15 protein-coding genes are annotated in these 11,549 nt (G+C 59.8%); 12 read left to right on the plus strand and 3 right to left on the minus strand.

Annotated features, from left to right (window positions below):
• The first annotated feature begins 337 nt into the window (after positions 1-337).
• From ABM562_RS19410 to ABM562_RS19420, 3 genes are all read left to right on the plus strand, one after another.
• Complete coding sequence (locus tag ABM562_RS19410) at positions 338-871, plus strand: hypothetical protein (RefSeq protein ID WP_460422996.1); 534 nt, start codon at positions 338-340, stop codon at positions 869-871.
• Positions 872-1,123: 252 nt separating this feature from the next.
• Positions 1,124-1,384, plus strand: coding sequence for a DUF3630 family protein (locus ABM562_RS19415; protein ID WP_134062905.1), 261 nt, complete (start codon positions 1,124-1,126; stop codon positions 1,382-1,384).
• 151 nt (positions 1,385-1,535) lie between these two features.
• Positions 1,536-1,754, plus strand: a complete 219-nt coding sequence (locus ABM562_RS19420) for a hypothetical protein (protein WP_134062907.1) — start codon at positions 1,536-1,538, stop codon at positions 1,752-1,754.
• A 221-nt stretch (positions 1,755-1,975) separates the two neighbouring features.
• Here ABM562_RS19420 and imm45 read toward each other — a convergent pair whose 3' ends face one another.
• Positions 1,976-2,308 carry an Imm45 family immunity protein gene (imm45, locus tag ABM562_RS19425; protein WP_134062909.1) on the minus strand — a complete coding sequence of 111 codons (333 nt, stop codon included), beginning with the start codon at positions 2,306-2,308 and terminating at the stop codon, positions 1,976-1,978.
• 229 nt (positions 2,309-2,537) lie between these two features.
• Between imm45 and ABM562_RS19430 the strand changes: the two genes are divergently transcribed.
• On the plus strand, positions 2,538-3,671 hold the full coding sequence (locus tag ABM562_RS19430) for an aminotransferase class V-fold PLP-dependent enzyme (protein WP_460422999.1): 1,134 nt from the start codon (positions 2,538-2,540) through the stop codon (positions 3,669-3,671).
• 360 nt (positions 3,672-4,031) lie between these two features.
• Positions 4,032-4,646 (plus strand): DJ-1/PfpI family protein, encoded by a 615-nt coding sequence (locus ABM562_RS19435; protein ID WP_460423001.1) that lies wholly within the window; start codon positions 4,032-4,034, stop codon positions 4,644-4,646.
• Here the strand turns inward: ABM562_RS19435 and ABM562_RS19440 are convergent.
• Positions 4,570-5,187: a hypothetical protein gene (locus ABM562_RS19440; protein ID WP_460423003.1), complete on the minus strand. Its 618-nt coding sequence runs from the start codon at positions 5,185-5,187 to the stop codon at positions 4,570-4,572. The genes ABM562_RS19435 and ABM562_RS19440 overlap by 77 nt on opposite strands.
• A gap of 106 nt (positions 5,188-5,293) precedes the next feature.
• Entirely contained in the window at positions 5,294-5,752 is a 459-nt protein-coding gene (locus tag ABM562_RS19445; RefSeq protein ID WP_460423004.1) for a hypothetical protein, read from the minus strand.
• A gap of 251 nt (positions 5,753-6,003) precedes the next feature.
• Here ABM562_RS19445 and ABM562_RS19450 point away from each other — a divergent pair, with 251 nt between their 5' ends.
• The 7 genes from ABM562_RS19450 to ABM562_RS19480 all read left to right on the plus strand — a co-directional run bounded on the left by ABM562_RS19450 (position 6,004) and on the right by ABM562_RS19480 (position 11,480).
• A complete protein-coding gene (locus tag ABM562_RS19450) occupies positions 6,004-6,432 on the plus strand; it encodes a MarR family winged helix-turn-helix transcriptional regulator (protein WP_115087562.1) in 429 nt (142 codons plus the stop codon).
• A 103-nt stretch (positions 6,433-6,535) separates the two neighbouring features.
• The gene (locus ABM562_RS19455) at positions 6,536-7,003 is read left to right on the plus strand and encodes a multidrug/biocide efflux PACE transporter (protein ID WP_166675695.1); all 468 of its coding nucleotides are present in this window, start codon (positions 6,536-6,538) and stop codon (positions 7,001-7,003) included.
• A gap of 51 nt (positions 7,004-7,054) precedes the next feature.
• Complete coding sequence (locus tag ABM562_RS19460; protein WP_460423006.1) at positions 7,055-7,738, plus strand: S24 family peptidase; 684 nt, start codon at positions 7,055-7,057, stop codon at positions 7,736-7,738.
• Positions 7,739-7,851: 113 nt separating this feature from the next.
• A complete protein-coding gene (locus ABM562_RS19465; RefSeq protein WP_115087560.1) occupies positions 7,852-8,145 on the plus strand; it encodes a helix-turn-helix domain-containing protein in 294 nt (97 codons plus the stop codon).
• A 99-nt stretch (positions 8,146-8,244) separates the two neighbouring features.
• Positions 8,245-9,534: an NAD(P)/FAD-dependent oxidoreductase gene (locus ABM562_RS19470; RefSeq protein ID WP_460423008.1), complete on the plus strand. Its 1,290-nt coding sequence runs from the start codon at positions 8,245-8,247 to the stop codon at positions 9,532-9,534.
• Positions 9,535-9,546: 12 nt separating this feature from the next.
• Complete coding sequence (locus ABM562_RS19475) at positions 9,547-10,104, plus strand: helix-turn-helix domain-containing protein (protein ID WP_115087558.1); 558 nt, start codon at positions 9,547-9,549, stop codon at positions 10,102-10,104.
• Between the two features lie 23 nt (positions 10,105-10,127).
• Entirely contained in the window at positions 10,128-11,480 is a 1,353-nt protein-coding gene (locus ABM562_RS19480; RefSeq protein WP_134062920.1) for a glutamine synthetase family protein, read from the plus strand.
• The last annotated feature ends 69 nt before the right edge of the window (positions 11,481-11,549 follow it).

Genomic DNA, 11,549 nt, shown 5'->3' on the forward strand with positions numbered 1-11,549 from the left:
GGTTGCCCATCCAGTTTTTGCTTAGTGAGCAGACCAATTGCCCGTTGTTTGGCAGGCAAGACTGATGAAACCGTGAGTAGAGATCGAGCCGCCCTCTTCGACTTGCATCAGGCAGGGATGAAGGTTGGCAGGTGGGAGCGGGCTTGCCCCGCGATAGGGTCATGGCAGCATGACAGACAATTTTCAGAGTCAGAATCGCGGGGCAAGCCCGCTCCCACCTGGACGCCGTACACCGGCAGCTTTCGTCGACAATGACCAAGAGTGGCGTCACTCACAATGCATCGCCCTCAAGCACCCTGAACAGGCAAAATCATCGATCTTCCGGATGAGGAAACCAATGAATCTGCATACCGATCACGGATTGATCACAGTTACTAATGAGCCGACTCATTCGTTCAACTCTACTGACAACAGGCGCTGTTACGCATCTGAAATCCCACTTACGGACTCGATAGGGTCTAACCATGGGGTGAGCTTAAACGGGGAATTGATCATGGTAGTGGGTGCAGGGGGTGGTGCCACCGATGTCCACGCACACTCGGCCTTGGTTATCGAAGATACTATGCTGTTGGCCGTCGGCAATCACATTGCCTGCATTTCGATCGTGCATCCCTATCGTCTTCTCTGGTCCCTTCAGGTCGACGTCGCCACGTGCTTTGGTATCTATTGGCAAAGTCAGCGGGGAGCACTGATTGCTCACGGAGAGTTAGCGATCTCTCGTTTTTCTACAGATGGCCGACTCATCTGGCAAGCGTGGGGCGCAGACATCTTTACTGAAGGCTTTGACTTGTTGCACGACCATATTAGAGCCGTAGACTTCGATCAATCGGTCTACCGGTTTGACTACGACACAGGCGAACTCCTTACCTGATCTGTCTGTGCATGAGATCGTGTGGCAACCTGTTCTGGGGCCGTGCCTGGTGTACTTGAAAGGTTGTCTGTGCTGACCGTCTGCAATGGGTCGATAGCAGCCGGTCACGGATGACCGCATTCGACCCAGAGCGGCCGTTGGCCGAGGTCGGCTAACGGCCTAAAGCAGTCAAATCCTAACGATGACTATCGACCCGTTGCGGCCATCCGCTGGAGCCACCAGAATCGGGGACTGCTGGTGGTGAGGTGACGTATGGCGACGATTGAAGTATCAGAAAAAGCCGACTGGAAGCTTTTCGAGGACGTGGCCCGGGCTCTTGAGCAAGGGCTGGGCGGTCGCTGGAAAGAGAAGCTCGATGGCCTAGACCAGCGCTACTGGGATCTGTTGGTGGGCGACCACACGCTTACGCTGCACCTTGAGCACTATATAGGCATTTCAATAGTCGTTCCCGATAGCGCAGATGACACAGCTCGAAGAGTATGTGCGTTGCTCAAGCAGCCTCCTTCTGAGTAAGCCCGCTCCAACAAAGATCACAACTGGCTGAATTCTGAGCGTTGTGAAGGGCTGAAGCGGGCCAGAAGAAGTCACGCGGGTCGAGTGCATTGCACAAGCCGTTTTGCCTTTGTAGGATCCTAACAACACCAACCGTCAACTGGGATCCGCATTGGACAGTGGAATAAGACCGGAAATTGAGAGGGCTACCTACGATGAGTTCCTGGAGCTTTGGGACAGAGGTGCATTCGAGAACCAGCGGTTGGGTCAGGCTTTCTACAACCACTTCCGACTGCATCGTCTCAGTGACCAGAGGTTGCTGAGCGGTCTTTATGAATCTCACGGCAAGAAAGCCCTGAGTGCAATTTCTGAAATCTTTCAGATCAGCTAACAAGCATCACTCTTCATTCGCCTATGAATACATCTGGCTGCTATGGGGCGATTTCAGTCAGTCGTGACAGGCAATAAACGATCCATAGCGGTCATCAGCAGAAGGCTTGGCCAATATGTCGCTCACTACCTGGTGCAGCAGTTGCTCAGAAATCTCGTTACGTACTTCGGTTGCAGTCAAGCATGACTGGTGCGACCCCAACCGCTCAGCGGCTCGAAGGGTTACTCAAACAATTCCACATGCGAGCCAGGTTTATAGCCATCAATCACAAGGACTTGCGAGATTTCACAGTCCGGATAGATCCACTTACCCCAGTTGGCCAGAACCCACTCCCTACTGAGGCCCAGACACCCTGCATTGCTCTCTCCAGGCAGCCAAACCAGCGGTAGGCCGGCTTTGTATCCAGTGGTAACCATCAGCCCAAAGCAACGATCCTCGTCCAGTGTGTTGAAAACCATGAAATCTACAACCTCTTCATAAGGGTAAGAGCCCCTAGCTCTAAATACGGTCCCGCAACTGAAAACCTCACTTGAGCACTCGAGAAGCTTTGTCATGAGATCCACTGTTCCTTATGTTTAGGTAGCCCCGAGGCGTTGGGGAGTGTACGACAATTCGTGGCTTAAACTCCTGCTGGGTGGCTCAAGATATTGTTTGTTGAACGGCAGCTCTGGGTCGGTAACTGCCGTTCGACAGAAGTCGCAATCAGTCCCGAGCAATCTTGTCATTTGCCAACGCTTAGGGCAGGGTCGATACCACTGACATCTCTGCCAAAGGAGTGACCGCATGTCAAAGCTATATCCCAGTATTGATCCTGAGGGGCTGGTCGAGTACTCGGTGGTCTACACCGACCGCTCGCTCAACCACATGTCGCAGCAATTTCAAGGCGTGATGAAGAACATTTCCAGCACCCTGAAACAGGTCTACAACGCCCAGGCTGTTGCGGTAGTGCCGGGCAGCGGCACATTCGGCATGGAAGCGGTAGCGCGACAGTTTGCCACCGACCAGCAATGCCTGGTAATACGCAACGGCTGGTTCAGTTATCGCTGGAGCCAGATCCTTGAGATGGGCAACATCCCGGCGGCCACCACGGTACTGAAAGCCCGACCGGTCGACACGGGCCGCCAGGCTGCCTACGCACCACCCCCTCTGGACGAAGTGCTGGCCGCCATTCAGGCTTCGAGGCCGCGGATTGTCTTCGCCCCTCACGTTGAAACCTCATCAGGGATTATTCTGCCCGACGACTACCTGCGGGCCGTCGGCGACGCCGTGCATGCGGTGGGTGGCCTGTTCGTGCTGGACTGCATCGCCTCAGGCACGATTTGGGTTGATATGCACAAGTGCGCAGTCGATCTGCTGATCAGCGCGCCGCAGAAAGGCTGGAGCGCCTCCCCTTGCTGCGCCCTGGTGATGTTCAGTGCCTTGGCCCTCGAGCACATCGAGCAGACGCAAAGCAGCAGCTTTGCCTGCGACCTGAAAAAGTGGCTTCAGATCATGCAGGCCTACGAACAGGGCGGGCATGCCTACCATGCGACCATGCCCAGCGATTCCCTCGCGCGCTTTAACGACGTGATGAAAGAGATGCAAGCCTACGGTTTCAACAAGGTCCGCGGCGAACAACAGGCGCTGGGCGATCGGGTGCGCGCAATGTTGACCGGCAAAGGCATCAAAAGCGTGGCCGCAGCCGGCTTTCAGGCCCCTGGCGTAGTGGTGAGCTACACCGATGATGCCGACATCAAGAGCGGCAAGAAATTTGCCGACCACGGCCTGCAGATCGCCGCCGGAGTGCCGTTGCAATGCGACGAGCCGGCCGACTTCCAGACCTTCCGCATCGGTCTGTTCGGCCTCGAAAAGCTGCACAATATCGAGCGCACGGTCAGCACCCTCGAGCAGGCACTGGACGAAGTGATGGTGGACTAAGCCCTCATCTTGCCTGCAGCACCTACCGGGCTTGTGAAATCCAGGAAGGTATCCTGTTCTGGGCACTGCCGGCCCTTGGCGCTGGATGACCGGGGTCGACCTATAGCTGCCCTTCACGGAGGGCAGCTGACGGCCACAAGCGGCCTGCAAACGGTGGCAGCGGGCTTGTCCCGCGATAGGGTCATGGCAGCATGACAGACAATTTTCAGAGTCAGAATCGCGGGGCAAGCCCGCTCCCACCTGGACGTCGTACACCGGCAGCTCTGGGTCGAAAGCTGCCGACCGCAATCAACCCGAATCCGTCTTGATGTCTGCTTGTTGTAACCGTACGCTAGCAACATTCATGGAGGATTCTGGCTGATGGCACGCGTGGGTTTGATACTGACACCAGGTTTTGCAGACTGGGAATATGCATTCATTGCTGGAACTGCGTCCCCGTTTTACGGGATCGACGTCAGGTTTTTCGCTCCTACTCCAGGGCAGTTCCACTCGCAGGGCGGGTTGGCTGTAACGGTCGATAGCAGTTTGCAACAATGCCTGGACTGGAAACCGGACGTTGTTGTGGTCATTGGAGGAATGGCCTGGGAACGTGCAGAAGCACCAGATATTCGGGACTTTCTTCATGCCAATCGCTCAAGTGGAGCGTCAATTGCCGGCATCTGCGGCGGAACGCTGGCACTTGCGAGGGCCGGGCTTCTCGACACGGTTCCTCATACCTCGAACAGCGCCGACTTCTTGCAACAGAATGCCCCAGGTTATGACGGGCACGCGCTTTATCGAAGCAGTCCAGTCGCGGTGATTGCCGACCGCATCATCACTGCTCCAGGCCCTGCACCCGTTAGCTTCACCTGCGCCGTGTTCGAAGGTGCCGGGCTGTCTTCGGAGCTCATTGCTCAGTTCAGGTCGATGTTGGCAGCGGAACATGAGCCTTGCCCGTGCGCCGATCCAGGGCCTCCATCTCCGCTGGCAGGCTGAAGCGCAGATTACCTCGATCACTGCGCACCTGAGTGCCTTGTGGATAGTGAACAGAGCCGAAGTCGACGGCACGGTTCAAGTAGCCATCCCACATCAGCACATCACCGTCAGGCCCGGTCACGCGCATGCGCAGCCAGCGCAGTTCCATCCCCAGCAGGTGGACCGGTGTATCTTCGGACCTCGCCTCCCATCCTCTCTCGGTGGAAAACACCGTCACCGGCCCCGGCCAGACGATGCCGCCCAAGCGGGTGCCTGGCGCCAGCATGCATTCTTTCAGGCTCCACTCGGAAAACTTGAAATGGGCACCGAACGGAAAGTTGAACTCGACCTTGCCTGGCTCACATTTCCAGCCTTCAAGGTCGTGGGTGGACACGGTCTCGACCGTCGCGTTGCCATGGCTTTGCCACAGCTCTAGACGACGCACGCGCATCCCCATGATAAGGAAAGCCACCAGGCAGGCGATCAGCAGCCAGAGGAAAACCTCGGAGAAAATCAAGATCATGTAGCCGACCACCATGGCCAGCGGATCGACAGGAATCATGGACGTCCTTGTAAACCTGGAAACTGACCGCGCAGAGTAATCCAGTCTACGGCGCTCTCCCAACTCGGCATGATGCCCCACGACGCCAAAGGTGGGAGCTCCGAGCTTACTGGCCGTGAGGCACAGCCCGCGGCAAGCGGCCGCTTAGGCGCAAGCCATCGCGCACGTTCAGCCCCATCAATGCAAGGTTGGTTGCCCCGGCGACGAGCTCGATGACCTGTACGACGTAGAAACGCGTGTCGAAGCTTCCTGCCGACGCCCATAAGTTGAGTGCAATTGCGCAGGGCACAAGCACCAACAGGCCATTGGCGGAGATGAATGGCATGCGTTTCTTCTTCGCGCTCACCAGGCGCCCTGGTCGAGCCCGACTCAGCAGCATGCCGCTTGCCCCGGCCAGTGCCATCATCGGCACCAGCAGCCAAAGTCCGGGGCTCACGATCAAGTGCTTGAGCTGAGCTATCGAACGCTGGGTTCCCAGGATTTCGACAAGAAGGGTCGATAGAAAGAAAGTAGCGATGCACAGCAGTGCCAGCATGCTGGCTGTCAGGTGGAGTCGTTTGAGCATGTATCGAATACCGTCAGTTAATTGGGCACGGGTTGACCAGTACCGCCGGAGATTCGCTGCACTGGAGCTGCTGCCTGCGGATGGGTGCGACTGGATCAAGTGGGTGAATAGAAAGCATGGAGACTTCCAAACTTGTAAACATGGTGACAACCTGGCACCACGCATCCAACCCTACAAAATTGACATCATCATGTCAATGTGGAAAAGTTTGCGCCATGAACAAGCCAAACCACACCCCCGCTGGACGCGCCATGACCGATCTGGTCCTTGAGCTCTTTCGAGCAAGTGCGCGAATGCTCACCGCAGGCGATCGCCTCGTTGCCGAGACAGGTCTCACGAGCGCCCGTTGGCAGCTGCTTGGAACGATCGTCAATGCCGATCGAGCGCAGCCCGTCTCATGGATTGCCCGCGATATGGGCGCGAACCGCCAGAACGTTCAGCGGATCGTCAACGATCTCGTCAAGGATGGAATGCTGGAATTTCAGCCGAACCCTCACCATCGCAGGGCGCAGCTGGTTGTGCTTACCGACGCTGGAAAACAAGCATTCAATCTTGCAATGAAGCTGCAAGCGCCTTGGATCAACGAGCTTTCGCAGGGTTTGAAGGTCGAAGACATCCAGACGACCTACCAGGTGCTACACCAGCTGCGCAGTCAGCTTGAAGACGAGCAAAGGGACTAACCTGGCAACACCACACCATCGCTTTTTTCGATGGAACCTATTTTCCACATAAGCAAAAAAGCGATGAAAATGACCTCACCGAAACACACCTTCAGGTGAAGTCATGAAACTGCAAGCCACCCAAAAATCCTTCGCTGAACGCATCGTCCACGCCGTCGGCTTTGAAGTCATCGCCGTGCTGATCTGCGCGCCGATCGGCGCCTGGCTGCTCGACCGCTCGATGCTGGAAATGGGCGCGCTGGCGGTGATGCTGTCGACCGTGGCGATGATCTGGAACATGCTCTACAACGCGGCATTCGACCGCCTCTGGCCCGTCAGCCGGGTAGCGCGTACGGTCAAGGTCCGCGCCCTGCACGCCGGCGGCTTTGAAACCGGTTTCGTGCTGATCGGCGTGCCGATTGCCGCGCTGATGCTCGATGTGTCGCTGGTGCAGGCGTTCCTGCTGGAGATCGGCTTCTTCGCCTTCATGCTGCCCTACACCATGGCCTACAACTGGGGCTATGACCTGCTGCGTCAGCGCCTGATGAGCGCACCGGTCAGCGCGGTACAGGCACAACAAACACGCGGGTAAAGTTGTGCCGGGCTCTTTAGCATCGAGCTAAATAGTGGCATTCTGCACCCCATGGACATCTACGCAATTCGCAAGAGCAATCTGCTGCAGTTGATCGGTACCCAGCGTAAGGCCAGTTGTGCCGAGCGCTGGGGCATGAGCCCGGCGCACCTGAGCCAGATTCTCTCGACCCGCACGGAAAAAAACCTCGGTGATGAAGTCGCCCGGCGCATCGAGCAGGCCGAGCACTTGCCCGCGGGCTGGATGGATGTGCTGCAAGGCGAAGCTGGCGTACCTGCCAGCAGCGGCACGGCGCTGAGCAGCGAGTTCGTCAGCATCGCCCACTTCGACATCCGCGGCTCCATGGGCAACGGCAACACGCCGCCAGCCCACGTCGAGGTGATCCGTGACCTGACCGTGCACCTGGACTGGCTGCGCGGCCAGGGCATCAGCTTTTCCGGCGCGCACAACCTGGCGATCATCAGCGGCGATGGCGACAGCATGGCCGGCACGTTCAACGACGGCGACGCGTTGCTGGTCGACCGCGGCATCAACGAGGTGCGCAGCGATGCCATCTACGTCTTCAGCCTCGACGGCGACCTGTTCGTCAAACGCCTGCAGCGCCTGATCGATGGCACCTTGCGGATGATTTCCGACAACCCGCTGTACCCGCCGGTGCTGATCGAGGGTGCGGCGCTGGAAAAACTGCACATTCATGGCCGCGTGCTACTAGTTTGGAACGCGCGAAGAGTATGATGGCAAAACAACCGACCGCTCTGGTCGGTTAATGAACACTAGACAACAGCAGTAGGATGTAGCGATTCCAGCAACGGATTGCTCGACCGAATCCGTGTGACTGAGATCGAATCATGAGCGGTAATCTGTGGGTGTGGGAAGAAGAAGAGCTGCTGGCCCTGCGCAAGGCATTTGCCGCACTCAAGGCCGGGCAGCGCCAGGCCGACCGGGTCTCCCAGCGGCGCATGGCCGCGGAGCTCGGGGTCAGTGTGACCACCCTCAATGCCTACATGACCGGCAAGCGCGCGCTGGACATGAAGTTCGCGCTGATGTTCGAACGCCTGACCGGTATCCCCACGCGCAGCTACAGCCCACGCCTGGCTGACGAAATCGAAAGCACCCGGCACCATCACAAACCAGCGGTCTAGAGCCACCGCACGGTTTACGGCTGGACGCTGCTTGGCCACTTGAAATTTATCTGGTAGTTTTTCATGAAAATATACCAATAAAAATTCATGAGGTCCGTCGTGTTCAAGCAATCCGCCCAGCATGTCGCCAGCTATTACGCCCAGACCTACCCCGCCCCTATCCCTCTGCGCCCTACCCTGCAGGAACGCCTGGATACCGAGGTGCTGATCATCGGCGCCGGTTTCAGCGGCCTGCACACCGCCCTGCGCCTGGCCCTGGCCGGCAAGCGGGTGATTTTGGTGGAAGCCAGCCGGGTGGCCTGGGCGGCGTCCGGGCGTAACGGCGGTCAGGCGTTGCTGGGCTGGTCGTGCGACATGGCGCCACTGGAGAAATCCCTTGGCCAGGAACGCGCACGGCGCCTGTGGGACAGCATGCGCTGGGCCGCCAGCGAGATGCGCGAGCTGCCCGAACGCCACGGCTTTGAGGTCGACTACCGGCGCGGTAGCCTGTGGGCCGCTGTCCTGCCCCGCCGCGTGGCCATGCTCCATGCGGCCCGGCACGAGGCCGAAATGAAATGGGGCTACGACCCGCTACGGGTAATCGAGCGCGACGAACTGCCCGAGTGGATCGGCAGCCCGCGCTACCAGGCTGCGCTGTATGACGCCGAAGGTGCCCACCTCAACCCGCTGAAGCTGGCCCAGGGCCTGGCCAGCGCCATCGAAGCGGCCGGCGGGCGGATCTTCGAGCAGAGCCGGGTGCTCAGCTACCGCGATACCCCGGCAGGCTTTGTCGCCCGTACCGACCAGGGCGAGATCCGCAGTGATGTGCTGGTGCTGGCCTGCAACGCCTACATCGACCAGCTCGACCGCCCGCTGTCACAACGCCTGCTGCCGGTGGGTTCCTATCAGGTGGCCACCGCGCCCCTGGACCCGGCCCTGGCCCGTTCGCTGCTGCCACAGAACAGTTGCGTGATCGACAACCAGTTCGTCCCCGACTACTTCCGCCTGACCCCGGACCAGCGCCTGCTGTTCGGCGGCGGTTGCACCTACCTGGGCGGTATCCCCAAGGACGTTGCCGCTGCCACCCGCCCGGTCTTGGAACGAGCCTTCCCGCAGTTGCAAGGCGTGCAGATCGACTATGCCTGGGGCGGCCATATCGACTGCAGCCTGCGCCGCACCCCGGACATCGGCCGCCAGGGCCAGCGCTACTGGCTGCAGGGCTTCTCCGGCCATGGCGTACTGCCAACCCTGGCCGGCGCCCGGGCGGTCAGCGACGCCATTCTGGGCGACAACCATTTGCTGGACCTGTACCAGGCCATCGACAACGGCCGCTTCCCTGGCGGCGACCTGCTCGCTGCCCCGCTGGAAGCGGCAGCCAAGGTCTGGTACCGCCTGCGCGACACTATTTGAGAGGGCCCACCCATGGACATGCAGGAAGAAATCGAAAGCCTGGCGATCCTCATCCGCGACCTGCGCAAGCATCGCAACCTGACCCTCGGCGAGCTGGCCGACCGCATCGACCGCTCGGTGGGTTTCCTGTCCCAGGTCGAGCGTGGCCTGTCGCGCCCGACCGTGGCCGACCTTACCGCCATCAGCGAAACCCTGTGCGTGCCCACCACCTACTTCTACAACCTGAGCAAGCCGCGCGAAGTGGACTGGGTCACCCGCCCCGGTGAGCGGCGCACCCTGTACTACGCCGCCGGGATTACCGACGTGCTGGTCTCGCCCAAGCTCAACGGTGGCTTTTCGATGCTCGAAAGCCACCTGGCGCCGGGCGCCAGCAGCGGTGACGGGCACCTGGACGACAGCTCCGAGCAAGGTGGTTTTGTGCTCGAAGGCGAATTGAGCATCTGGCTCGATGACGCTGAGATGCCGGTCACCCTGCAGGCCAACGACAGCTTCCAGCTGCCACCGCACAGCCAGTTCCGCTACGCCAACCTGACCGAACACACTACCCGGGTGCTCTGGGTATTCCGTTGAAACCAAGCGCAGGATCGCACGTGATGACAACAATAAAAGACTGCCCTGATCTGCTTAGTGAAGTACGCGCATTTCGCGCCGAGCATCCTCAGGTGCGTTATGTCGACCTGATCAGCCTGGACATCCCCGGGCATTTTTATGGCAAGCGCTACCCGATCGACATGCTCGAAAAAGTCGCTGCCGGCAGCGCCCTGAAACTGCCGCAGAACTGCGTTTTGCTGGGTGTCCAGGGCGGCCTGCACCCGATTGGCGACTACTGCTTCAACGACGGTGACCCCGATGCGCCACGGCGGCTGATTCCCGGCACCCTCAAGCCGGTGCGCTGGGAGAACCAGCCGCTGGGGCAAATGCTGATCAGCTCCGACGGCACCGCCGCACCGATCGAGTTCGAGCCCCGCGAAGTGCTGGCCCGGGTGCTGCAGCGCCTGGAGCGTCGCGGCATTCGCCCGGTGGTGGCCTTCGAGCTGGAGTTCTACCTGTTCGACCGCACGCTGAAAGACGGCCTACCGCAGTTCCCCCGCGACCCGTTCAGCGGTGATCCGGACGACCAGCCGAACATGCACATCGAACGCCTGTCGCGTTACTCCGACGTGCTGCGAGAGATGGTCGAAGCCGCCAACGAGCAAGGCGTGGACGCCAACGTGATCACCGCAGAACTGGGCCCCGGGCAGTTCGAGATCAACTTCGGCCACTGTGACGACGGCCTGCGCGCCGCCGACTGGGCCGCACTGTTCTGCCGCAGCACGCGTGGCGTGGCGCTCAAGCACGGCATGCGCGCCAGTTTCATGAGCAAACCCTACCTGGACGCGCCGGGCAGCGGCATGCACGTGCATGTCAGCCTCTACGACCAGCAGGGCAACAACCTGCTGGCCGCCGATGACCAGCGCCCGCTGCGCCATGCCGTGGCCGGTTGCCTGGAACTGCTGCCGCAGTGCATGCCGATCTTCGCGGCCAACCACAATGCCATGCGTCGCTATGGTGCCATGGTCAACGCGGCGAGCCGCGCCAGCTGGGGCTTTGAAGACCGCGACGCGTGCATCCGCATCCCCGAATCGGACCCGCGCAACCTGCGCATCGAACACCGCCTGGCCGGCGCCGATGCCAACCCATATCTGGTGCTGGCGGCGATCCTCAGCGGTATGGAGCATGGCCTGGAGGCCGGCCAGGAGCCGATTGCACCGCTCAACGACGACCGCAGCAGCGGCATCGATTTTCCCAAGGACATGCTCGCGGCGGTGGCGGCCATGCGTCATCACCCGGTGGTCAATGAGCGGCTGGGCAGTGAGTTCGTCATGGTCTATTGCGAGAACAAGCGGCAGGACCACCTGGCGTTCATGCATGAGGTGAGTGCGCGGGAGTATCGCTGGTTTCTCTAGGCTGTACCGGCCCTATCGCGGGGCAAGCTGAACTGGCCTAATGATTTTGGACACCTTCGTCGGGCGCTA

The sequence above is a fragment of the Pseudomonas sp. ZL2 genome, assembly GCF_054788455.1.